Origin of the sequence: Vibrio nigripulchritudo (genome assembly GCF_027924785.1) — a bacterium.
Taxonomy (GTDB): domain Bacteria; phylum Pseudomonadota; class Gammaproteobacteria; order Enterobacterales; family Vibrionaceae; genus Vibrio; species Vibrio nigripulchritudo.
The window spans coordinates 2,274,387-2,299,669 of sequence record NZ_AP027049.1; the positions used below are offsets into that span (position 1 = coordinate 2,274,387).

20 protein-coding genes are annotated in these 25,283 nt (G+C 46.7%); 17 read left to right on the forward strand and 3 right to left on the reverse strand.

Annotation, left to right across the window (positions count from 1 at the left end):
* Positions 1–330: 330 nt before the first annotated feature.
* From QMG91_RS10435 to QMG91_RS10455, 5 genes are all read left to right on the forward strand, one after another.
* Positions 331–2,694, forward strand: a complete 2,364-nt coding sequence (locus QMG91_RS10435) for a DNA polymerase II (RefSeq protein ID WP_281826293.1) — start codon at positions 331–333, stop codon at positions 2,692–2,694.
* A gap of 229 nt (positions 2,695–2,923) precedes the next feature.
* Complete coding sequence (locus QMG91_RS10440; protein WP_281826295.1) at positions 2,924–3,364, forward strand: ATP-dependent zinc protease family protein; 441 nt, start codon at positions 2,924–2,926, stop codon at positions 3,362–3,364.
* Positions 3,364–4,269 carry a 30S ribosomal protein S6--L-glutamate ligase gene (gene rimK, locus QMG91_RS10445; RefSeq protein ID WP_004404706.1) on the forward strand — a complete coding sequence of 302 codons (906 nt, stop codon included), beginning with the start codon at positions 3,364–3,366 and terminating at the stop codon, positions 4,267–4,269. Before QMG91_RS10440 ends, rimK begins: the two co-directional genes overlap by 1 nt.
* Positions 4,229–5,323 (forward strand): succinylglutamate desuccinylase/aspartoacylase family protein, encoded by a 1,095-nt coding sequence (locus QMG91_RS10450; RefSeq protein WP_281826298.1) that lies wholly within the window; start codon positions 4,229–4,231, stop codon positions 5,321–5,323. Before rimK ends, QMG91_RS10450 begins: the two co-directional genes overlap by 41 nt.
* Before the next feature lie 134 nt (positions 5,324–5,457).
* Complete coding sequence (locus QMG91_RS10455; RefSeq protein WP_022611410.1) at positions 5,458–6,828, forward strand: L-serine ammonia-lyase; 1,371 nt, start codon at positions 5,458–5,460, stop codon at positions 6,826–6,828.
* Between the two features lie 21 nt (positions 6,829–6,849).
* On the opposite strand, the gene QMG91_RS10460 is transcribed toward QMG91_RS10455, so the two are convergent.
* Complete coding sequence (locus QMG91_RS10460) at positions 6,850–8,910, reverse strand: EAL domain-containing protein (protein WP_281830462.1); 2,061 nt, start codon at positions 8,908–8,910, stop codon at positions 6,850–6,852.
* Positions 8,911–9,157: 247 nt separating this feature from the next.
* Between QMG91_RS10460 and QMG91_RS10465 the strand changes: the two genes are divergently transcribed.
* Positions 9,158–9,688 (forward strand): type IV pilin protein, encoded by a 531-nt coding sequence (locus QMG91_RS10465; protein WP_281826302.1) that lies wholly within the window; start codon positions 9,158–9,160, stop codon positions 9,686–9,688.
* Between the two features lie 42 nt (positions 9,689–9,730).
* Here the strand turns inward: QMG91_RS10465 and QMG91_RS10470 are convergent, their stop codons facing one another.
* Positions 9,731–10,558: a nucleotidyltransferase domain-containing protein gene (locus QMG91_RS10470; RefSeq protein ID WP_139063306.1), complete on the reverse strand. Its 828-nt coding sequence runs from the start codon at positions 10,556–10,558 to the stop codon at positions 9,731–9,733.
* 277 nt (positions 10,559–10,835) lie between these two features.
* Here QMG91_RS10470 and efpL point away from each other — a divergent pair, with 277 nt between their 5' ends.
* Positions 10,836–11,402 (forward strand): elongation factor P-like protein EfpL, encoded by a 567-nt coding sequence (efpL, locus tag QMG91_RS10475; RefSeq protein ID WP_004404694.1) that lies wholly within the window; start codon positions 10,836–10,838, stop codon positions 11,400–11,402.
* A gap of 4 nt (positions 11,403–11,406) precedes the next feature.
* Entirely contained in the window at positions 11,407–11,727 is a 321-nt protein-coding gene (locus tag QMG91_RS10480; protein WP_004404692.1) for an HI1450 family dsDNA-mimic protein, read from the forward strand.
* A 79-nt stretch (positions 11,728–11,806) separates the two neighbouring features.
* Here QMG91_RS10480 and QMG91_RS10485 read toward each other — a convergent pair whose 3' ends face one another.
* A complete protein-coding gene (locus tag QMG91_RS10485) occupies positions 11,807–14,125 on the reverse strand; it encodes an immune inhibitor A domain-containing protein (RefSeq protein ID WP_281826305.1) in 2,319 nt (772 codons plus the stop codon).
* A 948-nt stretch (positions 14,126–15,073) separates the two neighbouring features.
* Between QMG91_RS10485 and QMG91_RS10490 the strand changes: the two genes are divergently transcribed.
* The 9 genes from QMG91_RS10490 to QMG91_RS10530 are packed head-to-tail and all read left to right on the forward strand — an operon-like array spanning position 15,074 to position 25,160.
* Positions 15,074–16,453: an ABC transporter substrate-binding protein gene (locus QMG91_RS10490; RefSeq protein ID WP_281826307.1), complete on the forward strand. Its 1,380-nt coding sequence runs from the start codon at positions 15,074–15,076 to the stop codon at positions 16,451–16,453.
* Positions 16,454–16,512: 59 nt separating this feature from the next.
* Positions 16,513–17,460 (forward strand): carbohydrate ABC transporter permease, encoded by a 948-nt coding sequence (locus tag QMG91_RS10495; protein ID WP_281826309.1) that lies wholly within the window; start codon positions 16,513–16,515, stop codon positions 17,458–17,460.
* Positions 17,457–18,311 carry a carbohydrate ABC transporter permease gene (locus tag QMG91_RS10500; RefSeq protein WP_281826310.1) on the forward strand — a complete coding sequence of 285 codons (855 nt, stop codon included), beginning with the start codon at positions 17,457–17,459 and terminating at the stop codon, positions 18,309–18,311. Before QMG91_RS10495 ends, QMG91_RS10500 begins: the two co-directional genes overlap by 4 nt.
* 16 nt (positions 18,312–18,327) lie before the next feature.
* Complete coding sequence (locus QMG91_RS10505; RefSeq protein WP_022601507.1) at positions 18,328–19,413, forward strand: ABC transporter ATP-binding protein; 1,086 nt, start codon at positions 18,328–18,330, stop codon at positions 19,411–19,413.
* Positions 19,410–21,122, forward strand: a complete 1,713-nt coding sequence (locus QMG91_RS10510; protein ID WP_281826314.1) for an IlvD/Edd family dehydratase — start codon at positions 19,410–19,412, stop codon at positions 21,120–21,122. Before QMG91_RS10505 ends, QMG91_RS10510 begins: the two co-directional genes overlap by 4 nt.
* Before the next feature lie 26 nt (positions 21,123–21,148).
* Positions 21,149–22,759, forward strand: a complete 1,611-nt coding sequence (locus tag QMG91_RS10515) for a GMC family oxidoreductase (RefSeq protein ID WP_281826316.1) — start codon at positions 21,149–21,151, stop codon at positions 22,757–22,759.
* Positions 22,756–23,499 carry an SDR family NAD(P)-dependent oxidoreductase gene (locus QMG91_RS10520; RefSeq protein WP_281826318.1) on the forward strand — a complete coding sequence of 248 codons (744 nt, stop codon included), beginning with the start codon at positions 22,756–22,758 and terminating at the stop codon, positions 23,497–23,499. Before QMG91_RS10515 ends, QMG91_RS10520 begins: the two co-directional genes overlap by 4 nt.
* 12 nt (positions 23,500–23,511) lie before the next feature.
* Positions 23,512–24,228, forward strand: a complete 717-nt coding sequence (locus tag QMG91_RS10525) for a FadR/GntR family transcriptional regulator (RefSeq protein WP_022592129.1) — start codon at positions 23,512–23,514, stop codon at positions 24,226–24,228.
* Positions 24,229–24,242: 14 nt separating this feature from the next.
* Positions 24,243–25,160 (forward strand): dihydrodipicolinate synthase family protein, encoded by a 918-nt coding sequence (locus tag QMG91_RS10530; protein WP_281826323.1) that lies wholly within the window; start codon positions 24,243–24,245, stop codon positions 25,158–25,160.
* The last annotated feature ends 123 nt before the right edge of the window (positions 25,161–25,283 follow it).

The window sequence follows — 25,283 nt, forward strand, 5'->3', positions numbered from 1 at the left end:
GTTGTGGCAATTTTAGTCAGCAATGTGAGAGAGCGCGAATTTGTTATTTATTGATATTTCAGTAAACAAATCATAACGTCTTAATTCCCATCAAATAATTCGACACAGACCTCAGATCCAAAAGTTCTTATTTATAACTATATGTTAGGTTGTACGGTATTTTGCGCCCTGTTTGTAACGAATAAGTTTCAATAAATTCAATCGACTCAGATATAATTAAAGCGGTTTTGAAGTGTAAGTTGATGCATTTCTGGTCATCAATACCTCAAAGTTGCTAAACCATAAAAATTGTAAGAAATTCACAAGACCAGCGAAGTAGAGATAGACACATTGAGTATTCAAGACGGATTCGTATTAACAAGACAAGCAAGGGACGTGTCCGGCAAAGCTCAGATTGATTTATGGGTAAAAACGGCACAAGGACCCGCCCATCTTGTCATTCCAGACCAAAAGCCAGTGTTCTTTATCGAATCTGAGTACTCACTACTGGTAACCGAGTTATTGGATGCGGCTGCAATTCCTTTCGATATCAAGCCTCTTCCACTAAAGACTTTTGACCAGGTTGCTACGGCAGGAGTTTATTTCACTGCCATTAAACACGCGACCACTGCCTCTCAATTACTTAATAGCAATGACATTCTGACCTACGAATCCGACGTAAGGCTCGCCGACCGGTACCTTATGGAGAGATTTATTCAGGGAAGTATTCAGTTTCAAGGCAATACTCAAGCTAGAAATGATTATATAAAGGTCAATAATACGCAATGTAAGTTTGGTAACTACCACCCTCACCTCACTCAGGTGTCTCTGGATCTCGAATGCAGCGAGAAAGGGATCCTTTACTCCATCGGGCTTGCCAGTGAAATGGATAGCAGGGTCATCATGATTGGTGAACCTCAGCCTGCAACCACCAATATTCAATGGGTCGAAAACGAGTACGCACTATTGAAAGCTATGTTTGACTGGTTTCAAATGTTTGATCCAGACATTGTAGTTGGCTGGAGTGTCATAGATTTCGACTTTAGGCTGCTTAACAGGCGCTGTGAGTGGCACAAACTTCCCTTGAAAATAGGGCGAGGCGGTCAAAACGCGCATTTTCGCCAGTCGAATAACAGCAACCAGAGCTTCATTACCATTCCCGGTCGGGTTGTGTTAGATGGTATCGATACGTTGAAAACCGCGACCTACCACTTTCGCTCGTGGTCGCTGGAATCCGTTTCTCAGGAGCTTCTCGGAGAAGGAAAAGACATCCATAACGCTCATGACCGCATGGATGAGATTAACCGAATGTTTGCCGAAGACAAACCCGCTCTAGCAAAGTACAACCTGCAAGATTGTGTATTGGTGAACCGCATATTTGAGCACACTCATCTTCTGGAATTTGCCATAGAACGCTCGAAACTCACAGGAGTGGAGCTGGACAGGCTTGGCGGTTCCGTTGCAGCCTTTACCAACCTGTATTTGCCTCAGCTACACCGTGCGAATTATGTAGCACCTCATCTGCAGTCCGAGAACTGGCTAGCCAGCCCCGGTGGTTATGTGATGGATTCCATCCCGGGGTTGTATAACTCAGTGCTGGTTCTGGATTTTAAAAGCCTGTATCCGTCTATCATTCGGAGCTTTTTGATTGACCCTATGGGCTTAATTGAAGGTCTGAAACTGGACGTCGGGAATACGCCAGATACTGCCGTTGAAGGTTTTCGAGGAGGACAGTTTCACCGTGAGCGTCATTTTCTTCCCAAGATGATCGAGCAACTCTGGGCTGCACGTGATGTGGCGAAGAAGAACAATGAGAAAGCCTTCTCGCAGGCAATTAAGATCATCATGAACTCCTTTTATGGGGTGTTAGGTTCATCTGGCTGCCGTTTCTTTGATACTCGTCTGGCATCGTCCATTACAATGCGTGGGCACGAAATCATGAAGCAAACTCGTACACTCATCGAAGACAAAGGCTATCAGGTCATTTATGGGGACACCGACTCGACTTTCGTCGCCCTAAACCAGCCTCATTCACAGGAAGATGCAGACAAAATAGGACACGCTTTAGTCGAGCACATCAATCAGTGGTGGCAAACGCACTTAACCGAAGAGTTTGGTATTACTTCCCATTTAGAACTTGAGTATGAAACGCACTATAAGAAGTTTCTGATGCCGACTATTCGTGGTTCAGAAGCTGGCTCTAAAAAGCGCTACGCAGGTCTTATCGGTGATGGAGATAACGAGCAGATCATCTTTAAAGGGCTGGAAAGTGCAAGAACGGATTGGACCCCCCTATCCCAAGAATTCCAACAAACACTGTATGACATGGTCTTCCACAATCAGGACCCCGAGCAATACATTCGAGACTACGTTGAAAGCACCAAAAACGGAGAGTTCGACCACCAGCTCGTGTACCAAAAAAGACTTCGAAGAAAACTGGCTGATTACCAGAAAAACATTCCACCACAGGTCAGAGCCGCTCGACTTGCAGACGAAAAAAACGAGAAGCTGGGAAGGCCTCTGCAATACCAGAACAAAGGGCGTATTGAATACGTCATCACACTGAATGGCCCTGAGCCCAAAGAATATCTTGAAAGCCCCATCGATTATCAGCATTACATCGATAAACAATTGCAACCCATCGCCGATGCCATTCTGCCATTCATCGGCTTGGATTTTGAAAGGTTAAATGCCCCTCAGCTGGGTCTGTTTTAGCCCACATTCTCACCATCAATTTTTTTGTTCTTTACGACAAAAATGTTTGTATGACGGAATAAAAATTAATTGCTACATTCGCTTTCCCTGAGTATCCCAGAGGACAATTCACTCTCCTCTGCTCAGGGAAACGCAGCGTGTTGAACCCCATATTACGGCACCTCAACATCGCTTCATGGCTGCTCCCAGCCTTTTATTCACATACAGGTCTCAGACCTAAGTTATCGAAATGAAAAAGAAGATCATCGTAGGGTGGCGAGAAGTGCTAAGCCTACCTGAACTTCGCCTAGATCGTATCAAAGCGAAAATAGACACAGGTGCGCGAACTTCATGCCTCCACGCTTATAAGTTGGAAACGTTCACCAGAAATCATGCGCTTTGGGTTCGGTTTTGGATGCATCCAGAGCAGAACAACACTGAGCTAAGCCAGATATGTGAAGCAAAAGTAATGGATGAACGCATAGTGCGCGATTCAGGCGGTCATGAAGAAAAACGTTATGTGATTGAAACGCTTCTCTCAGTAAATGAAGAGCAGTGGCCAATCGAAGTGACCTTAACCAACAGAGAAAACATGAGATTCCGAATGCTACTGGGCAGAACCGCCATGCATGACCGAATCATTGTTGACCCAACCGAATCATTTTTAGTGCCATTTGAGGAGAAAAAATAGTGAAAATTGGCATTCTTTCTCGTAACGAATCTTTGTACTCCACTCGCCGTCTTATTGAAGCGTGTGAAGCTCGTGGTCATGAGGTTAAGGTAATCGACGCACTGCGTTGTTACATGAATATCAATTCCGAAAAACCCGAAGTTCACTTTAAGGGTGAGGAATTGACAGGGTTCGATGCCATGATTCCTAGAATTGGTGCGTCTGTGACTTTTTACGGCACAGCAGTACTGCGTCAGTTTGAAATGATGGGCGTCTTTCCTGTTAATGAGTCTGTGGCGATTACTCGTTCGCGCGACAAACTGCGTTCTTTGCAACTGTTGTCACGCAAAGGCATCGGGATGCCAGTAACCGGATTCGCCAGCAAGCCGGATGATGTGAAAGACCTGTTGGATATGGTGGGTGGTGCGCCCGTTGTGATTAAGTTGCTTGAAGGCACTCAGGGCATTGGTGTTGTTTTAGCTGAAACCCGCAAAGCGGCAGAAAGCGTTATCGAAGCGTTTATGGGCTTAAAAGCCAACATCATGGTGCAAGAATTCATCAAAGAAGCAGGTGGTGCGGACATTCGCTGCTTCGTGATTGGAGACAAAGTCATTGCTGCAATGAAACGCCAGGGGGCAGAAGGTGAGTTCCGTTCAAACCTGCATCGCGGAGGCAGTGCTTCACTGGTGAAGATCACTCCAGAAGAGCGCAAAACAGCAGTAGCTGCGGCGAAAGCTATGGGGCTGAATGTGGCTGGTGTTGATCTGCTTCGCTCAGAGCGTGGACCTTTGGTGATGGAGGTCAACTCTTCTCCGGGTCTTGAGGGCATAGAGAAAGCAACTGGCAAAGACGTCGCTGGCATGATTGTGGATTTCATTGAGAAAAATGCGTCTTCAAAAGGAACAAAAACTCGTGGCAAAGGCTAAAAGAAACTCCGATTTCCATTTGCTGGATTACACAGTCGCTCCCGGTGAGCGACTGAAATTTGAACTGGAAGCTGCGAAGCTTTACACGCATTCGCCACTTTCGATTCAGATTGAAGTCATTAATGGTAAATACGCTGGTCCGGTCATGATGGTGAATGCGGCAATTCACGGAGATGAGCTGAATGGTGTGGAAATGGTACGCCAGCTCTCCAGTGTGCTTGATCCTAGCAAACTGAAAGGCACGGTTATCGCCGTGCCCATCGTCAACGTGTTTGGGTTTATTCATAAGTCTCGTTATCTGCCCGACAGACGAGACCTGAACCGCTGTTTTCCCGGTTCCGAGAAAGGGTCGCTGGCATCGCGTATGGCGAACTCATTCTTTACCAACGTTGCTCAGCGTTGTGACCTGATTCTGGATCTGCATACGGGTGCGATTCATCGCACCAATTTACCGCAGATCCGTGGCAATCTGAGCAACCCTGAAACACTGCGTCTGGCAAAAGCATTCAACACGCCGGTAATTGTTGATGCGGCGCTAAGAGATGGCTCTCTGCGCAGCGAAGCGGAAAGAATCGGCATTCCAACGCTTACCTACGAAGCGGGGGAAGCGCTGCGGTTCGAACCCATTTCCATCAGTGCGGGAATGCTAGGTATCAAGCGTGTGATGCAGGCAGCCGGAATGTTAAGGGTCAGCCGCAAAAAGTACCCGGAACCTGTAATTGCCAAATCAACAAACTGGGTGCGGGCGAACAGCGATGGCATGCTTCGAACTGTCGTCACCTTGGGAGAAAAGGTAGAAAAAGACCAGATACTGGCTTATATCAGCTCGCCTCTGGGAGACACTGAAACCCAAATTATTGCGCCCAAAGAAGGCATTGTTATCGGTCAGCAAACTCTGCCGCTGGTGAATGAAGGAGACGCCGTTTTCCATTTGGCGTACTTCACTCAGGACACCGATTTTGTTGAGCAGACAGTGGAAAGCTACATAGATGAAGTGAGTGACGTAGACTCAGAAACCATTACCACAGGTCAAATTACCCTCTCACAAAGCTAGTTCCAAACTCCCGGCAAGTTTAACTGTCGGGATTTTTTGCCTCCTCTTCACAGATTATCTTCATCCGTTTCTTTGAAACTCTCGTCACTAAAAATTACAATTAACATATTAATAACAATTACAGTGGAACGCGTATGTTGTCGATTTTTGATATTTTCAAAGTGGGTGTAGGACCATCAAGTTCTCACACCAACGGTCCGATGATCGCTGGTTATCAATTTGGCAAACTGATTCAGCCCGACTTAGGGAAGATAACCAGAGTGAAGATCGAACTCTTCGGTTCGCTGTCTCTCACTGGTATTGGTCACCACACCGATCGGGCTACTTTGTTGGGTCTGATGGGTTACGAACCTGCGAATATCGATATTACCGAAGCCAATGAGCAGCTTGAAACCTGTGCGAAGCGAGATCTACTGTTGCTATGCGGAACGCAGTCCATCGCCTTTAATCGGGAAAAAGACATGCTTTTTCACAAGCACGCGTTACCCCATCACGAAAATGGCATGACATTAACCGCTTGTGATAAAGACGATAACCCTGTTGCGAGTGAAACCTATTACTCCATTGGGGGTGGGTTCATCAAAACAGAAGAAGAACTTAAGAACCCCAAACCGCTTGATTCTGTTGCCATTCCCTACCCTTTTCATAGTGCAGAAGAGTTGCTGATGCAGGCAGACAAACATGGATTGAGCTTAGGTGGTCTGGTTCAGCAAAACGAACTCGCCATGCGCTCCAAGGCAGATTTGGATCATAAAGCTGATCAGATTTGGGATGTAATGAGCCGCTGTATGGAGAAAGGGTTCGAAACGGAAGGTATCTTGGATGGTGGTTTAAACGTGACGCGCCGTGCCCCTGCTCTACTCAAAAAGCTTGAAGCCAATGCATCGCTAGAAAATGACCCAATGGAAGTGATGGACTGGATCAACCTGTTCGCTTTTGCGGTGAGTGAAGAAAACGCCGCAGGCGGGCAAGTCGTAACGTCTCCGACTAACGGAGCTGCTGGTGTCATTCCCGCAGTGCTGATGTACTACCACCAATTCCTGAGACCTTTAGATAACAAACAGATACGTGATTTTCTGGCCGTGTCCGGCGCAATAGGCATGCTTTACAAAATGAATGCCTCGATATCAGGTGCCGAGGTTGGGTGTCAGGGTGAAATTGGGGTCTCCTCTTCTATGGCAGCAGCCGGACTAACGGCACTGCGCGGGGGCAGCAACGAACAAATCTGCATAGCGGCTGAAATCGCGATGGAACACTCACTAGGCATGACCTGTGATCCCATTGGTGGGCTGGTTCAGGTTCCCTGCATCGAGAGAAACGCAATGGGTGCGGTAAAAGCCATCAATGCATCCAGAATGGCGCTCAAACGCACCAGCAAATGTTTGATCTCTTTGGATAAGGTCATTGAAACCATGTACCGAACCGGTAAAGACATGAACAAAAAATACCGTGAAACGTCATTGGGTGGACTGGCTATGATTCATCTTGCTCCGCCTTGTGAGTAAGGTTGAAATGGACACTTATGATCAGTATTTTTTCTCTGATTTGTTTTCCAGATAGTAATTAACGAAGTCATTTCTAGAAAGGGATTTGCTGAAATACCAACCCAGAACAGAGACACCCGATTTGCAAGGAACTACTTCCAATTGGGTGTCTTTTTCTACGCCTTCGACCACCACATCTAACTGCAATTCCTCTGCAATACTGAGCAGGCTGTTAAAGACCTTCAAACCTTTTTCGGTATCTAATGCGATGACAAAACTCCGATCGATTTTTATCGCGTCGATATCAAATTTATTAAGATAACTGAGCGAAGAGAATCCGGTTCCGAAATCATCAATATGAATTTTAACACCCAGAAGATGGAGTCGGTTCAGTGCCAGAGTCATTTTCCTTCTGTCAGACAGCAACGTTTGCTCTGTGATTTCGAAATGGATTTTTCCGGCAAAAGGTACGACCAACCTTTCTACCTCCTGCAACATGCGATCATCCATTAGCGTCTGTGGCGTGATGTTTATACTGACTTCTAAATCCACGTCTTTTCTTATCCAGTAGTCGATGTCACTGACGACGCGCTTAACCACCCACAAATCCAGATCTTTCATCATTCCCGCCTGTTCCAACCAGGGCAAGAAACGATTGGGATACTCAATGTTCCCATGTTTATCAACGGCTCGGACTAACGCCTCGCAGCCAATTATTTCCATGCTTTCAGCATCGACCTGAGGCTGATATTCAAGACAGAACTCTTTGTTACTGATGCTTTCCAGATGACTTTGCAGGCTGATCTCCTGTTTGGCTTTCGCCTGCATGATCGAAATCGGATCATCGTTAAGGGTCAGTGCTTCTTCCTGCCGCCTTGTGTAGGTCGTATCCAGCGCAGAAAAATAGATTGAGTGCTTTGAATAGGAACGCTCTAAACCAAACACAAAAGGTGCGTAAATTAGTGCTCCAAGCAAGATATTAAATAGCTGGAGTCCAATGGCTGCCAAGTCGCCATGAGTGGCAATCCACGCATTAACCAAAATGGGGCTGTTAAAAGGCAGAGATACGCTAGGAGACGCGACCCACCCACTTTCAACGGCAAAGAGGCTCACGACAACGTTAACCAAGGGCACCAAAATGAATGGCACCAATAGCCTCGGGTTAAATATTATGGGCAACCCAAAAAGAAGAAGTTCGTTCACGTTGATGGCAGCAATGGGGATACTGGCGAGCGCAATAACGCGTAGAGATTGCTGCTTTGATATCACCAGCATGGCAACGATCAATGAAAAGGTGGCGCCGCTCCCTCCGATGAAAACAAAACTTCCCATCAAAGATAAATTCATATGGTAAAAGGCTTCACCACCAGAAATCACAACAGAATAATTGAGGTCAATGGCTTCGTTTAAAAGCTCCACCATCGGCAGCAAGGCGTAATAGCCGTGTATTCCAAAGAACCAGAATACTGAGTTCAGCACGCTGAAAATCATTCCGAACGAATATGGGTCGTTTGCATAATCCAGAGACCGAAAATCAAAGCTCGTCATGCTGGACACAAAAGCAATGAATCCGGTATTAATCAAAATGGTAATGCCAGCTACCACAATAGCGGGCAGTACGAGATTCAGCGTTTCTTTTACTATCTGCCCCGCACTGTCCAGGCTGGTCAACTCAAACCATTTCTGCTTAACAAGCCAGCTAATGATTGGAATGAAGTACAAAGGAGTAACGATCGCCATGATGACGCTGTACATCAGCATCACATTCTCTTCGGGAATCAACTGGCGCAGCACCACTAAGTACGCTATCGACAGAAGTGCTATGGGAGGTCGTGGCATGCGGTATTGCATGGCAAGAATATATGAAATGGCGGCAGTCAGAAGGAATGGAAAAATAGCCGTCAGCTCTGAGTGCAGGGTAAAACTTGCCTCAACCCAAGAAGGTCTTTCGGCGTAAAGGAAATCCCCGATAGACGCGACGAATAGAATCAGAGAAGACAACATTAAACATGGAACCATCCACAATAAACCTTCCCGCAGCGCCAACAGAGAAGACCACAAATGCTTGGTGAAAGACTCATTCTCCCCCCAAATCACCAGCATTTTTAGCTTGTCTGCCCGATTCCATAGCTGCATGTGAGATCTCAGCAAAATCTACCTCAATTAACATTAGCACATGGCAATGTAGCAACGCTTTCCCGAAGTTGAGACGCTCCGAGCTTCTCCTGAAACATCGAGCGTTCCCATTACTTCACAAAAAGGTTTTATGTTAAATTTCTATTGACAAGGTATTACGTAAAACAATATGCTTTGCACGCATTCTAATCACACACTGCTGGAGTAATTTAATATGAGCCGCCAAAACGGTTTCTCACTCATCGAACTGGTCATTGTTGTCGCTATCATGGGAATTCTTTCTGCCGCTGCGTTACCTAAGTTTACTGAGGTAAGTTCTCATGCAAAAAGAGAAACATTAATATCTGCTGAAACAGCCTGGAATTCTGCTGCGAAGAATATTACCGGACAGGCGATGCTGGAGAAAAAAGAAAAGAACAGCGTAATACGTTTTAATGGCAAAGAGTTCAAGCTATCAGGTTTAATGCCTTACCTAGACGCAAAAAACTTAGACAGAGCAATGAGTACGAAACTCGCCTACAAAAATGTCACGACCAAAAACAAAAATGAAAATGGCTTTAAGGAAGGCACCAGTGACGAAGATGATAAAGTGAAGTCCGTAATCTTCTGGCATCATAATATGGACGGAGAAAAAATATCGGATATGACTCCAGAAGTCATACGTGGAAACAAGTGCTACATAGAAATCTCATCCAAACCAAACCACCAGAGCTACCGAACAAAGTCGAATTTCAAAGGTTGCTAACTTAGAAACAAAAACGCCACTCCGAGGAGTGGCGTCTATACTTTAACCAATTCTGAATTCGGTTTTATCGTAGGCTTTAACCAGCCATTTGCCGAATCCATCTAAAATACCGATTATCGACCGTTTTGGAACGGGTTTACCCTGAAGCAAGATAACCAGTCTTTGTACCTCAACCTTTTTCTTGGGATAAAAACGCAAAAAGTGTTTCCCACACTCTACCGGATTTTCAATCCACTGCTTATCCTTGTACATGATCAGTGAATAGCTGGCTCTGAGCAATTTCTTGGCAATGATCTTTTGCAGGTAGCGCGTTTCGGTATCTGAATGCGACTTAGCAATCTTATCTCTATAGAGCGTGACCCAATCACCAACATCCATATTCCAGTGCTTGGCAATTTCCCAACTGGGTTCAAAATCTCCGAAGCTCTGAGATAAATCTTCCCCATGAACGCAAACACAGCAGTGGCGGAGCATAAAGCCCCAAGTAAAAATCCCATCAAGGCTGAGAATTTCAGGCATGGTGCCAAACTGAAACTGAATACCTGTTATCAGGTGATTGTATTGTTTTGAGAAACGCCACTTAATGGTTTTTACAATGGTGTGCTCTTTGTCGGAAAGCGGACGTTGAGTAACGACAACAATATCCAGATTAGAATGCCCTACCCTAGCTGTTTTTCGTGCAACGCTGCCAAAGACATACACGCTATGAAGATTGGAGGTTAGTCCACGTGTGAGAAAGCCGAGAACTTCGTCGATGACCGGTTGAAAATCAGGCTGGAATGCGTCTTTAGGGTCAATGACGGGCAGAGAAGTGGTTGTGTTCAAAAGAATATTCCGAATTTTAGACTCCAGTATATATTCGCCCAGCATTTCCATTCGATCAAGTGTGGGGATACAAATTAAGACCATGGTTCCGGTGAATGAAATCCCCTTTCGATTCAGGCAGTTTTCCTCATATGGCTCAGCAAAGTAAACATGGGTTGCGAGTTGGCTTAGACTAATGCCAAAAATATAAGCATTCAAACCTGCAGAAAGGCGCTTGGCAGTTGTTACCCTATAAGGTTTCATGCTAGTTTCAGCCTGAAAACCAAGCAATTGCCAGAGATGTGGCAACACGCTTGAGTACCAAAACATTTAGGAAATAGACATGCCAAAGGCTAGCGAATTAAAAAAAGGGTTTGCCATTGTTTCTAACGGCAAAACGCTTCTGATTAAAGACATCGAAGTCACGACTCCAGGTGGTCGTGGCGGTGCAAAAATTTACAAACTACGTTGTAACGATTTAACGAATGGTGCGCGAGTAGATGAGCGCTACAAGTCTGACGACGTTGTTGATACTGCGGACATGACAAAGCGCAATGTTGCGTTTTCATACGTAGACGGTGATGAGTACATCTTTATGGATAACGAAGATTACACTCAGTACACCTTTAAGCAGGACGAGATTGAAGACGACCTGCTGTTCATTAATGAAGAAACACAAGGGTTGCAGGTTCTTCTGGTCAATGATCAGGCAGTAGGTCTTGAACTTCCTTCATCTGTTGAACTGGTCATTGAAGAAACGGACCCGTCCATTAAAGGCGCTTCGGCTTCTGCTCGTACTAAACCTGCTCGTTTTGCCACTGGCTTGACCGTTCAGGTACCAGAGTACATTTCTACTGGTGATCGCGTGGTAGTTAACACCACTGAACGTAAATACATGAACCGAGCGTAACATTATGTCAGACCTAATTTCTTTTGATGATGTCATCGATACTGCCTACGATATTTTTCTTGAAATGGCGCCCGATAACCTCGAACCCGCAGATGTAATTCTGTTTACCGCTCAATTTGAAGATCGCGGTGCGGCAGAAATGGTTGAAACGGGTGACGACTGGGTCGGACATGTCGGCTTCGATGTAGATAAAGAAATTTACGCCGAAGTACGCATAGGCTTAGTTAATGAAGAAAGCGACGAGCTGGATGACGTATTCGCCCGAATGCTGATTAGCCGAGACCCGGATCATAAGTTCTGTCACATGCTTTGGAAACGAGACTAACCCTCGTCTCATCTTCATTCACTAGATACAGAAAGCCCGCTAAACACGGTTAGCGGGCTTTTTTTGTTGCGTTAAGCTGTTACCACAGCTTCATCATATTGATGGTGGCGCTGCTGCCATCAGCCGCCTGATCCACCACCTGAAGAACGATACCGTAATGTGGGGTTAAACGACCTGTCGCTGGACGGATTGGATTGGAATAATCTTCCCAGTCCGCAAACATTGGGTTCGCTACCACATATGGGTCATCCAGAGTCAGACCATTGCGGTCTACAAGATGAATCTGGTTACCTGTCTTAGTATTGAATGCGGCATCACGTACCTGATAGCGGGACGTCGCCGGAGTGCCATCGCTCCAGAATTGTGGGTTACGGTCAGCATCAACAACACCTAACCATCCCTCACCTGGGTGAGAAGACACACCGTTGTCCGTGTGAGACGTATCGACATACCAAAGCACCAGACCCGGATCGAACGTCATGATGTGGTTGTTGCGATTGATGTGTGCCAATCCCTTATCAACGCCTTCATGTTGACGCCATTCCGCCAGATAGTAATGCTCATGTTCAAAGCGACCATCATTCAGAATCATGCCGTCAAACGTCAGTTCTGGGTGCGCTGACTCTGCATTGTAGTGGGCAACCTGCTGTGCGTCAGCAGTAACTTTCACTTCATCAAACCAGTAACCATTTTTCACGTAACCGCCATCCGTCAGGTAGTTAAACGTGATGGTCACGGTCTGACCTGCGTAGGCTGTCAGGTCAAAGTTTGCGTCTACCCAACCGTCAGATACTCCGGTAAATCCGATACCGTATCCAATTTCATGCGGATCGTAGATCGTTGTGATGTCACCCGCAATTGGAGTGCCGTTCACCAGAACTCGTCCAAAGTCATATTCATCTTCGATGTCGTAGTTCACTTTGAACGTCAGAGCGGCGGATGTCGCAGCAGGGATAGCAACATCAAACTGAATGTTGGTGTTCAGGTTGTCCCCACGTTGGGAGTAAAAAGACTGAGTACCCACAACATCCATTAGTTTCACAACTTTTGGCGGCAGATTGATTCGCAAGTAATCATGATTGCTGCCTTTCGAAGAAGCCTGATCTAACACCACGGATTGCGGAGACGTATTCAATTGGTCGAACTCGACCGTTTTACCATGTAACCAGTTTCCACCTAGTGAATTTTGCAGGAACTGACGAGCCCATGGGCTAAAGCCTGTTGGTTCTGTGCCCGGAATCAAACCCGCCCATGAACCAGAAGACATGATCGACCAGTAAGAAACAGGCTCACCAGGCGTGCTGCCCCACTCGTCCTCACCGTAGATTGTGTCGTATTCATCAGGCAGACCCAGATCGTGACCATATTCATGGGCAGCCACACCAGCAGCTGCATCAATCGGCTGAATCGTGTAGTCGTACGCAGCCATTGAGCCACCCCAGTTTGGCAATGGTGACGTTGTACCTTCAATCGCAAACACTTTGCCCAGATTCCAGCGGTGAGACCAAATAGCGTCAGACCCCAGATTACCGCCCCCAGCTTCCTGACCGACACCAGAATGGAAGATCATGATGTGGTCAACCAGACCATCTGGCTCGCGCAGGTTACCATCGCCATCCAGGTCGTAGCGATCTTCCAGGTCATAATCACCCAGATTTACATTAGGATCTGCCGCCGCAGCCACAAGAGCTTCACGAACCAGATCACGAGCATTCACGTCTCTGGTCGTGCCTTGTTGTGCACCGTAAAATGCCGCCGGATGCTTAGCTTTGTACCAACCAGCCACGCCACCTATTTGCGTGTAGGAACCACCTGACTGCTGTTCGTAGAACTGAACCATAGAAATCAGGTTATTACCGTTGCTGCCGACGTAACCATCTCGTCCAAACAACATATTTTGGTAGTGCGTTGGTGTGTAGTCTTCGTAGTAATTCGAGGTTTCACCCGGCGTCACCATGTTAGCAGGGTAGTCTGGGAACTCGATGAGTATTGCCAGCACCTTGTCCTGAGTTACAGGTCCTGTCCATGCGTTCTCTTCCTGAACACGAGCGATAGATGCAGGAACTGCGCTGCTGGAAGATTCCGAACCCATAAGACCAAGCAGTCTCTTGTTACGCTTCTCTTCATAAGAAGCAAGTTCGCCCTCTTCTGGTTTTTGAACATGAATAGCAGACAAATACTGATACAACGCCTTAACCGATTCGGTTTCGTTAGCGTCTTTTGCAATAACACCTGTCTTTTTCAACATCGAAATCATGCGATCTTGGTTAACGACACCAAAGTCGACACCGTGTGATTTCACCGGACCAGCCACCGCGGAGGTGGAAAGCCCAAGCAGCAGCGAAGTCAATACCCCTGCTGCCAATTTACTTTTTATTGGTAATGCACGTGAACTCATTTCAAGCCTTTCTTCCTGTTTATTAAAAGTGATTGGTTTTGAACGAATAACCAAAATTCCATTTATTAAAAAGGCGACATAAGCAAGTAAGGGGGCAATTTAGCCTCTATTACTTATCTCTGTCTTAAACCCAAAAACTCTGAATAAATCAATTATTCAAAATCGAAACAAACAATTAATACAAATGTTAAATCATGTCTACGTGAAATAATTTATAAACAATAATCACTCATTTACTATTTATAATTAAATCAACAAGACAATCAGAATTATTGTTCTTTGTTGATTTAAATTTCAGTAAGAAACCATTAAAAACATAATTAACAACAAGATTGACAGTTAAAATTTAAATCATAAAAATCAACACCATAAGAAATAAAATGGAAATTAATAACAACAATAACAGTAATGACAACAAGGAATATAATTCTAGACTAAAACGTTTTATTCAATTTTTATTAATAAAAATACAACATGTAATTAAGTTGTCATAATTGAATAATGATCTCAAACAAATGAAACTAATAATTTAATTAATAGATAATAAAAATAAAAAATTCAATTTGGACATCCGAAATTATTGTTATGTTATTACATTACAAATTTATATATTTACAATAAATGACGGAAATTTGAGAATATAATGTGCCTTTCTTTTCCTTCCCGATATTTTTCTACCTTGAGCGGTGCTCCATACCACTGCTATTCGGTCTGGAGTCAAAGTCCATAGCGAACAACATTGACAACGTCTCATTTCTAAAAATCCTTACTTTAACTCTGGTTTTGTGAGTTAAGCCCATTGATCATTTTTTATACAAATGATTAAACTATCATTAACAGTATTACTTATTAGCTGTTAAGTAATACTTATTGACATACCTCCACCTGATTAAGGTGAGATGACGAGAAAAACTTAAGGAAAGTTGAACAGCAAAAGGAAGATTGAATATGGATCGTTCAAACAAAAAAATGGGGCTTTACCCAAAAGGTATGGACCGCAGAACATTTTTAAAAACTTCGACCGCCGCCAGTGTTGCTCTGGCTTTTGGGCTACCGGGAATGTCGTGGGCAGATGCACATGATCATATGTTAAGTAAGTTTTTGACCGCAGACGTAGACTGGAAAGCTCATGCCGGAGAAACCATCGTGCTCGGCGCAATGGAACACCCGTGGACACAATCAATTGCCCCTGTTCTTCCTCTGTTTGAAAAACTCACGGGCATTAAAGTCAAGCTGCAGAAACAGTCAGAAACTGAATATGTGGGTGAAATGCCCGTCAAGCTCGGTGCCGGTTCGCCAGAACCTGATGTCATGATGGTTCATGCACTTGGTCAGTTCATCAGCTCAGGGTGGTTAGAGCCTCTTGAGGAGTACTACTCAAATCGCGCATTGTTCGATGCAGGCTGGTACGACGCCGATGACATTTTCTCCATGGCAAACGAATTCCCGGTGTGGTCAGACAAAGTACGCTACAGCATGGCGGTAACCGCCGAAGCTCAAACCATGTTCTGTAATACCAAAGCGTTCGAAAAAGCCGGGCTAGCCATACCTAAAACCTACGATCAGGTGTATGAAGCTGCCACTAAGCTCAAGTCGAATCAAATGGCGGGCATTGTCCTTCGCTCCAAATCCGATGGCACCGCAGGCACCTGGCCTTGTGGTGGATTCCTGTTCTCTTATGGCGGTGAAGTGATTAAAGATGGCCGTTGCGTGTTAGACAGTGATCAGGCAATCGCCGCCATTGATATGTACGGACGCTTGCTCAAAGATGCCGGACCGCTCGGCGTCGGAAATTACCATTGGTACGAAGTATTGAATGACTTCTCTGCAGGCGCAGCTGCCATCGCAATGGATTCTTCCAACTTCGCAACCGACTTCCAGAACCCAGAGAAAAGTCTGGTGCACGACTCGACCACTTACGCCGCAATGCCAACTCATGGAAACCATTCTGCAAAAGCCAATATCTGGACGTGGCAAGCTGGCATCAACCGTCACTCTAAAAAGAAACAAGCCGCTTTCTTGTTACTCACATTCCTGAACTCGAAACCAGGCTGTGCGCTGACATCAGCCAACGGCCTGGCCACCATTCGAAACTCAGCATGGGACTCAAAGGCCTTTAAAGATCGCTTTGGGGCAGATGCTGCTCAGGCGGCACTTGCCAATCTGAACTCTGGTGATGCAGAAGTCTTCAAAGCGTGCTGGTTCCATCCGAAAGCCGCGCAGATTCTGGATGCATGGGGCATTGCAATTAACGAGGTCGCGACAGGCGCAAAAACATCTAAGGCTGCCATGACAACCGCAACCAACAAGATCAACGACATTTTGTAACACCAGTCGGGTAAGGAAGCTCGACCGATACAACACATAACATCAGGGAAGGAAATAAGATGAAGGCAATGTTGTCCAAAGGGATGGTCGGATCCAGTCCGCCTGTGCCGCTTCGCTCGGCAAGAGCACATCGTAGAAACTTTATTTTGGCGATGTTATTGCCCGCTACCGCGGTGCTGCTTTTGACAACATTGTTTCCATTCTTGCTCAGTTTGTATCTGTCCTTTACCGACTACTCACTTTTAAATGCAGGGGAAAAAAGCTTTATCGGGTTCGGTAACTACAGCAAGTTGTTCCAGTCTGAAGAGTTTTGGTCTGCCACCAAAGTGACTCTGGTTTTCACCATAGTCGCCGTGACCCTGCAAACCATTTTAGGGGTTGGAATGGCAGCTTTGCTTCACTATGAATCAAAGCAGGCTCCGTGGTTACGACTTCTGTTTTTATTGCCTATTGCTATTACGCCGGTTGCCGCAACCTTCACCTTCAGGCTGATGTTCAACCCTTCGCTTGGGGTTCTGAACTATATGCTGACATCAATCGGGCTGGAATCCAGCGCCTGGACAGCCGCCCCTGAATCGGCGCTGTTTTCTCTTATTCTTGTCGATACCTGGCAATGGACTCCTTTTATTTTGCTGATCACCGCAGGCGGGTTGGCTTCTCTACCATCGGAGCCAGAAGAAGCCAGCGAAGTAGACGGTGCAAACGGCTGGCAAACCTTCTTTTACGTAACCTTGCCGCAGCTCAAACCTTACATTGCCTTAGCTTTGTTGTTTCGGGTTATCGACGCATTCAAGACCTTCGACATCATCTTCGTGTTAACCGGAGGTGGTCCGGGGATCACTACACGAACACTGAACATTCTGGCGTACAAACAAGGCATCGAATTTCTTGAAATGGGTTATGCCTCGTCCATCGCTATCGTGATGCTGATTTTTACCTTGATCGTCAGTCAGGTGTTTCTAAGAAAACTGGGCTTGTTTGATTTGAAAACAGGAGGCACATCATGACCGAGCGAAAAACAACGGTAAGCTCCATCATCGTCCGCCTTTTTGGCTCAATCTGGGCTCGCCGCGTGGTGCTGTATCTGTTCGCCATCTGGTGTCTGTTTCCGCTTTACTGGATATTTTTAACAGCGCTGAAAACGCCGATTCAGGCAATGTCGCGTCCGCCCAGCTTCTGGTTTGAAGCCACACTAAAAAACTTTGAAAAAGTGCTGGCAGACCCTGCAATTCTGGACTTTTTCATCGACAGCGCAATTGTTGCCACAGGTTCCACCGTTCTTAGCCTGTTAATCGGCGCGCCTACCGCGTACATCCTCGCCCGCTTCCATTTTAAAGGCCGGGGAGATTTTGGGTTCTGGATTCTAAGCACAAGAATGACGCCCCCTGTCGCCATGCTGATCCCGTTTTTCGTGCTATTTTTCCAACTCGGTCTGCTGGACACGCACATAGGCTTAATCATCGCACACGTGGTACTCAACCTCGCCATTGTCGTCTGGCTGCTGCGCGGTTTTTTCTCAGAATTGCCCGTAGAACTGGAGGAAGCCGCCTACCTCGATGGAGACACCTATTTCAGCGCATTCTTCCGCATTACCTTACCTCTTGCGCTTCCCGGCTTGGCTTCCGTTGGCATTTTGATTTTCTTACTGTCGTGGAACGAATTCCTTTTTGCACTGGTGCTAGGCGACAGCGAAGTCCGAACCGTCCCTATCGGGCTCTACGGCTTCATCGGGTATCAAACCATTCGCTGGGCAGAGCTCTCTGCCTCTGCCGCATTGATGATCGTTCCGATCATTATTTTCATTGTTATTTTCCAGCGTCACCTACTCAGAGGGTTGACGATGGGGTCATATCGATAAGGTTTAGGAGTTATTGATGACACAAGTTTCGCTAAATGCCGTCAACAAAGAATGGGCTGGAGTCAAAGCTGTCAATCAGTTTGACCTGAACATCGCACAGGGCGAATTTATTGTTCTGCTGGGTCCATCAGGATGCGGAAAAACCACGACCATGCGAATGATCGCCGGGTTAGAAACCCCGACTTCAGGCGAGATTCGCTTTGACAATACCGATATGACAGACCGCCTGCCAAGGGATCGAAACATCGCTATGGTGTTTCAGAACTATGCTCTGTATCCGCACATGACCGTACGCGACAACATCGCCTATCCACATAAAATCGCAGGGTTAGATAAATCGGAGCGCTATCAGAGAGCGCTCTACGCCGCAGAAAAAGTCGGGCTTCTGGACTATTTAGATCGTAAGCCCAAAGCCTTATCCGGTGGGCAACGCCAGCGTGTAGCACTGGCTCGGGCGATTGTCCGAAACCCTTCGGTCTTTTTGATGGACGAGCCCCTATCGAACCTGGACGCCAGACTTCGGGTGGACATGCGTGCAGAAATCAAACGCCTTCAACGAGAGATGGAAGTCACCATGATTTATGTCACCCACGATCAGATAGAAGCCATGACGCTGGCTGATCGAGTCGTCATCATGTCTTCCGGCGAAATACAGCAGATCGGCACACCAGATGAAGTGTATGACGATCCGGCTAACTTATTTGTCGCGGGTTTTCTCGGCTCCCCTTCGATGAACAAAATTCACGGTCAAATTCTTAATGAGTCTTTTCAGACAAATGCCGGGGATCTCCCCGCTCAGGGTATCGGAAACAACACAAACGTTGTGCTGGGTGTTCGACCTGAAGACTGCGCACTTTCACATGAACCCGCCCATTTGACAGGAAAAGTCTATGCGGTAGAGCCTACCGGAGACGCCACACTGGTAGTCTGCAAAGTCGATGATCAATCCGTCACGTTGAAAGCTGATAAACATTTCCGCCCAGAACTGGACGCAGAAATCCATATTCAGGTAAATCCAGAACGTATTCTCTACTTCGACAATCAGACAGGTTTGAGGCTCCGCGCTCAATCAGAAGCTAGCAACTCAGGAGTACAAGAATGAAGAAAAGACGCTCCCAGGCTTGGTTTGGTCCCTTAGACAAAGACGGCTTTATCCATCGCAGTTGGATGAAAAATCGCGGTGCAACAGACGACATGTTCGACGGACGACCTGTCATTGGTATCTGCAATACTTTCTCAGAGCTCACACCTTGTAATGCGCACTTTCGGGAGCTGGTTCAGGAAGTGAAAAACGGAGTGCTGGAAGCAGGCGGCTACCCTCTGGAATTTCCCGTATTTTCCTGCGGCGAGTCCAATCTTCGCCCGACCGCTATGCTGTTTCGCAACCTAGCGTCAATGGATGTTGAGGAGTCAATTCGCGGTAACCCAATTGATGGTGTCGTGCTGATGGCAGGTTGCGACAAAACCACGCCAGCTCTTTTGATGGGCGCTGCCAGTGCCAATCTTCCGACTATTCTGGTGTCCGGTGGTCCTATGCTCAATGGGCGATTTCGAGGAGAAACATTAGGCTCCGGCACCGATGTGTGGAAATTTTCTGAAGACGTTCGCGGGGGCAAGATCGACGTAAAAACCTTTATGGACGCAGAATCAGCCATGTCCCGTTCTGCTGGGCACTGCAACACAGTGGGAACCGCTTCGACCATGGCTGTTATGGCGGAATCTTTAGGTGTTACTTTACCTTATAACGCCACCTACCCCGCCGTTGATGCCAACCGAGCTCGAATTGCGCGTCTTTCAGGCAGGCGAATTGTCGATATGGTGGAAGAAGATTTGTGTCTCAATCAGGTTTTAGTCCGAGATGCGTTTTTAAATGCAATAAGAGTCAACGGAGCGATTGGCGGGTCGACGAATGCCGTAGTGCATCTGCTCGCTATTGCCGGGCGCGCCGAAGTGCCGCTGACTCTGCAGGACTGGGACGACTGTGGGCGAGATATTCCGACTCTGGTGGACTGCCTGCCAAGTGGTCGATTCCTCATGGAGGACTTCTGCTATGCGGGGGGCGTGCCGGCAGTGATGAAGCGTATTGAAGCTTCCATGAACTTGGATGTCATGACGGTGACGGGCGACTCGCTCAAACACAACATTGAATCCGCTCAATGCTACAACGATGAAGTGATTCGACCGCTGAGCCAGCCACTCGTTGATCATGGTGGCATCGCTATTCTCAAAGGCAATCTGGCTCCAAAAGGTGCGGTGCTAAAACCCTCTGCTGCGACTCCTGAACTCATGAATCACCGCGGCAAAGCCGTCACTTTCTCCACAATTGAAGATTTCAAAGCTCGTATCGACTCGCCAGATCTGGATATAGATAAAGACTCCATTCTGGTACTAAAAGGAGCCGGACCAAAAGGCTACCCGGGCATGGCGGAAGTCGGCAATTTACCCTTACCGAAAAAGCTGCTTGAGCAGGGTGTCCGTGACATGGTTCGAATATCAGATGCCAGAATGAGCGGTACCGCTTTTGGTACTGTGGTGCTTCACGTCGCACCTGAATCGGCCGCGGGTGGGGTTATCGGGCTGGTGGAAGATGGCGACATGATTGAACTGAATGTAGAGCAACGAAAACTTCACCTTGAAGTGTCGGATGAAGAGCTTCAACAACGACGCAATCGTCATATAGAAGAACCCTGTTCAATAACCAGTGGCTACCAAAAACTGTATATCGACCATGTACTACAGGCGGATCAGGGAGCTGATCTGGACTTTTTAGTGGGATGTCGCGGCGCAGACGTACCACGCGAGAGCCATTAGCAAATCAGGCTTCAGGAGAGTAAAAGGTGACAGATTACATCATTGTGGGAGGCGGTAGCTCAGCGTGTGTTGCCGCGAATCGTCTGGTAAAAAAATACGGTGCCAGCGTTTTAATGTTAGAAGCTGGCTACGCGGACAATCATCCGTTATTTAGTATGCCCGCGGGCTTTATCAAAATGTTGGCGGGTTCAAAATATCTGACTTTTCATCATACCAAGCCACAATCTCAGCTTGGTCAGCGTGTACACGATATTCCACAAGGTAATGTGCTGGGCGGAGGCAGTACGGTCAATGCCATGGTTTACATGCGCGGTTGCGAGGAGGACTATAAAAGTTGGCATCAGGCGGTGGAAGGCGATGGCTGGAGCTACCAAGATGTACTGCCCTACTATGTGCAACAGGAAGGGAATCAACGCCTGAACAACGAGCTTCACGGAGTAGATGGTTCTTTGAAAGTGTCTGATCCAGTTCATATCTGCGATATGAGTTACATCTACCTTCAGACGATGCAAGCCATGGATGTTCCACTTACACAGGATTTCAACTCTGGGAACCAATTCGGCACCGGATTGATGCAGACCACCACTTATAAGGGTCGTCGCTGCTCTGCTTCAAAAGCCTTTCTTTCCGAGATTAAGCATGAGAAAAAGTTCGAATTGCGGTTGGGGGCGAAAGTAACGCGGATCCTGTTTCTCGATAACACCGCCATTGGTGTGGAATATCAGCACAAAGGGCAGACGTATACAGTAAAAGCCAACAAAGAGGTTTTGCTGGCAGCCGGGGCACTGGTGACTCCACAACTCCTTATGCTTTCCGGAATTGGTGACAAACACCACTTAGCCGACCATCAAATTGATTTAATTCAACATTTACCGGGCGTTGGGCAAAATCTGCAAGATCACCATGAAGTGCCTGTCGTCGTATCTACCAAAGAAAAGCTTGGCTATTTTGGGGAAGATAGAGGGCTAAAAATGATCAAAAATGGTCTTCAGTTTTTGTTGCTAGGTAATGGCCCTGTCTCCAGTAACGGTTGCGAAGCCTGTTCGTTCATAAATCCCATTGAACCTGAAGCCAGACCGACGATTCAACATTACTGCGTGCCCACCGTGTATTTGGATCGTGACGTAATGGGTATAGCGCCTACTCATGGCGCCACATTTAATGCCTGCGTGATACAACCCAAATCGAGAGGCAGTGTGCGGTTAGCATCCAATCGACACCAAGAAAAACCCATTGTCGATTCCAACTATCTCAGTCACCCCGACGATATGGCACTCCAAATTGCAGGTTTTAGATATTCCCGTGAAATGCTTAAGGTTCCGCCTCTTTGCGATGTTGTGAAAGAAGAAATCTTCCCCGGCCTGAACTGCGTTACTGACGAAGACATTGAGGCACACTGTAAACGCACGGTGAAAACCAACTACCACCCAGTTGGAACCTGCAAGATGGGGGTGGAAACAGACGAGTCTGCCGTTGTGGATAGCCACCTTCGTGTGTTTGGGGTGAAAAATTTACGAGTGATCGACGCATCAATTATGCCAACAATCATTAGCGCCAACACCAATGCTCCTGCCATGATGATTGCAGACTACGCGATAGACCGAATGATGAACGAACAGACAAGGAGCTCATCATGACCGTTGGTTATCCAGACCTGCGTAATAAACATGTGTTGATAACTGGCGGCGCAACGGGGATCGGTCAGGCATTAACGTCGGCTTTCGACCAGCAGAAATGCAACGTTAGTTTTTTGGATATTAATGCCGAAGCTGGTCAACAACTTGAGGAAACTCTGAATACGGCAAGATTTGCGTCAGTGGATATTCGGGATTTAGCCGCTCTAGAAAAAGCCATTAAAGATTTCGAGATAGAGTTTGGCTCGGTTGATGTGCTGATCAATAACGCCGCAAATGACAGGCGACATTCTCTGCCAGATTTAGACGCGTCCGATTGGGATGAGTTGATGAACGTGAATCTTCGTTCCTGTTTTTACACCGCCCAATATGCGCATGAAAAAATGAAATCAAATGGAGGCAGCATCATCAACCTGTCTTCAATCAGCCACTTGCTAGGGATTTCAGGCTACCCCGCCTATTCCACCGCTAAGGCTGCAATTCATGGGCTGACTAAGTCTCTGGCTCGCGAACTTGGAGAATGGGATATACGAGTCAACACTCTCACTCTCGGCTGGGTCGTCACTGAAAAGCAGAAACAACTCTGGCTGACTGAACAAATAGAAAAAGAATGGCTGGAACAGCAATGCCTGAAGAGGATGGTTCAGCCACAAGACATTGCAAATACTGCTCTGTTTTTAGCATCGAATGCCTCATCCATGATCACCGGTCAATCTCTGGTGATTGATGGCGGGCGAACTTAGGATGAAAACAATTTGACCAAGAAACAGTTTTTACATGAACACGTAGCGACAGAAATCGGACAACGAGTGGTCAGTGGTCGCTACCCTCCGGGCGTAATGTTCGGCAATGAGCAGGATCTGATTGAAGAGTTTAATGTATCGCGCACAGCAGTACGTGAAGCAGTGAAAGTACTGAATGGAAAAGGCATGGTGGAATCTGTTCCCCGGCTAGGTTTAAGGGTTCGCCCTACTTCGGAATGGCATATGCTCGATAGCGAAGTGCTGTCCTGGGTGGTGCAAAGCTCGTTGAGTAGCGATTTGATTGTAGAGCTTTATGATCTGAGACTGGCGTTTGAACCAAGAGCAGCATACCTCGCAGCCAACCGGTTCTCGAAAGATGATGACATTGCCATTCGACGAGCCTTACAAGGCATGACCTTATACCTTGATGAAGAAGACAGAGTCCGACACGACCTTGCGTTTCATTGCGCGATTCTCGACGCCACTGGAAACCGATTTTATCGCTCGCTGGGTGACATGATATCCGTCGTTTTGCAGCACACGTTCCGGCTTGCTCACAGAGATCTGGACGATGAATCCTGGGTGGACGAACACAAAAAAGTTTATGACGCGATTGTAGCTGGCAACGGTCAACTGGCCAGCGATTTAATGTCTTCACTACTCGAAAATGCCCTGAACGACTTAAAGCAAGCCACACGCCGCGCTTCTGAAGAAGCTTCAAATGAGTAACTAGGTTGATAGCTATGAATAACGTAACACCACGCTTTGAAACTAACGACATTGTTGGGGTGAATCCCGTCCTCGCCATGCCTTTTACCCAGAATGGTGACGTTGACTATGAGAGCTTCGATCGTTTGGTGGAACACTTGATTCAGACGGGTTGCCATGGCATGACTTTATTCGGTATCGCCAGCGAGTTTTACAAGCTATCGTTCCCTGAAAAAGAAAAACTGGCACTTCGCTTTCTGAAAAACACGGAACATTCAAACGTGTATCGCTGCCTGTCTGTAACCGATCACGCAACTGAAGTAGCAGTTCAAACTGCCCAGCATTATCAATCTCTAGGTGCAGATGTGCTGATGTTATTGCCCCCCTACTTCCTAAATCCTCAAACCTGGCAAATTGAAGAGCATATCGAAGCTGTTCTTTCTTCTGTCTCAATCCCAGTTCTGATTCAATACGCCCCCACTGAAACAGGCGTGCCAATTCCCCCAGAAAAGATGGCAGCATGGGGTAAGAAATACCCTAACGCAATGTTTAAAGTTGAATGCAATCCACCAGTCGAATACGGTCAGACGTTACTTTCGATGCTGCCAGACGCAACCCTTCTCAACGGTTACGCAGGCTTGTACATGTTAGATATGATGTCCATTGGCGGAAAAGGCGTCATGCCCGGCAGTTCATTTGCTGAGGTGTATGTGGACATCTATAACCTCTGGCAAAGCGGGCAGCATCAGACCGCCAAAGACAAGCATCAGCAACTTCTCACTTTCATAGAAGTCTGGATGAGTAACTGCGAATACCTGATAGACATAGAAAAGAAAATATTAGCCAAACGAAACGTCATTCAATCCGACTATTGCCGCAAACCGGGATACCCAACCACTGAAAAAGATAACCAGCAGATAGAAGAGTTTTTTCAGTTAATTGGTTTGGGGTGAAATAAGTGGAAATTTAACTTCTGTGGAGGCTAAATTTCCAAAGTCTTGCGTGCCTGTATGATCTGCCCAAAATTGAGAACAGCTGTGCGAAGCCTCAAGTGAAACGCTAAATCTATATGTCTA

Coding starts and splice junctions, on each gene's coding strand:
- QMG91_RS10440 (WP_281826295.1), top strand. CDS start 2,924: ATGAAAAAGAAGATCATCGTAGGGTGGCGAGAAGTGCTAAGCCTACCT.
- QMG91_RS10450 (WP_281826298.1), top strand. CDS start 4,229: ATGCGTCTTCAAAAGGAACAAAAACTCGTGGCAAAGGCTAAAAGAAAC.
- QMG91_RS10455 (WP_022611410.1), top strand. CDS start 5,458: ATGTTGTCGATTTTTGATATTTTCAAAGTGGGTGTAGGACCATCAAGT.
- QMG91_RS10460 (WP_281830462.1), bottom strand. CDS start 8,910: ATGCTGGTGATTTGGGGGGAGAATGAGTCTTTCACCAAGCATTTGTGG.
- QMG91_RS10465 (WP_281826302.1), top strand. CDS start 9,158: ATGAGCCGCCAAAACGGTTTCTCACTCATCGAACTGGTCATTGTTGTC.
- QMG91_RS10470 (WP_139063306.1), bottom strand. CDS start 10,558: ATGCTGGGCGAATATATACTGGAGTCTAAAATTCGGAATATTCTTTTG.
- efpL (WP_004404694.1), top strand. CDS start 10,836: ATGCCAAAGGCTAGCGAATTAAAAAAAGGGTTTGCCATTGTTTCTAAC.
- QMG91_RS10480 (WP_004404692.1), top strand. CDS start 11,407: ATGTCAGACCTAATTTCTTTTGATGATGTCATCGATACTGCCTACGAT.
- QMG91_RS10485 (WP_281826305.1), bottom strand. CDS start 14,125: ATGAGTTCACGTGCATTACCAATAAAAAGTAAATTGGCAGCAGGGGTA.
- QMG91_RS10490 (WP_281826307.1), top strand. CDS start 15,074: ATGGATCGTTCAAACAAAAAAATGGGGCTTTACCCAAAAGGTATGGAC.
- QMG91_RS10495 (WP_281826309.1), top strand. CDS start 16,513: ATGAAGGCAATGTTGTCCAAAGGGATGGTCGGATCCAGTCCGCCTGTG.
- QMG91_RS10500 (WP_281826310.1), top strand. CDS start 17,457: ATGACCGAGCGAAAAACAACGGTAAGCTCCATCATCGTCCGCCTTTTT.
- QMG91_RS10505 (WP_022601507.1), top strand. CDS start 18,328: ATGACACAAGTTTCGCTAAATGCCGTCAACAAAGAATGGGCTGGAGTC.
- QMG91_RS10510 (WP_281826314.1), top strand. CDS start 19,410: ATGAAGAAAAGACGCTCCCAGGCTTGGTTTGGTCCCTTAGACAAAGAC.
- QMG91_RS10520 (WP_281826318.1), top strand. CDS start 22,756: ATGACCGTTGGTTATCCAGACCTGCGTAATAAACATGTGTTGATAACT.
- QMG91_RS10530 (WP_281826323.1), top strand. CDS start 24,243: ATGAATAACGTAACACCACGCTTTGAAACTAACGACATTGTTGGGGTG.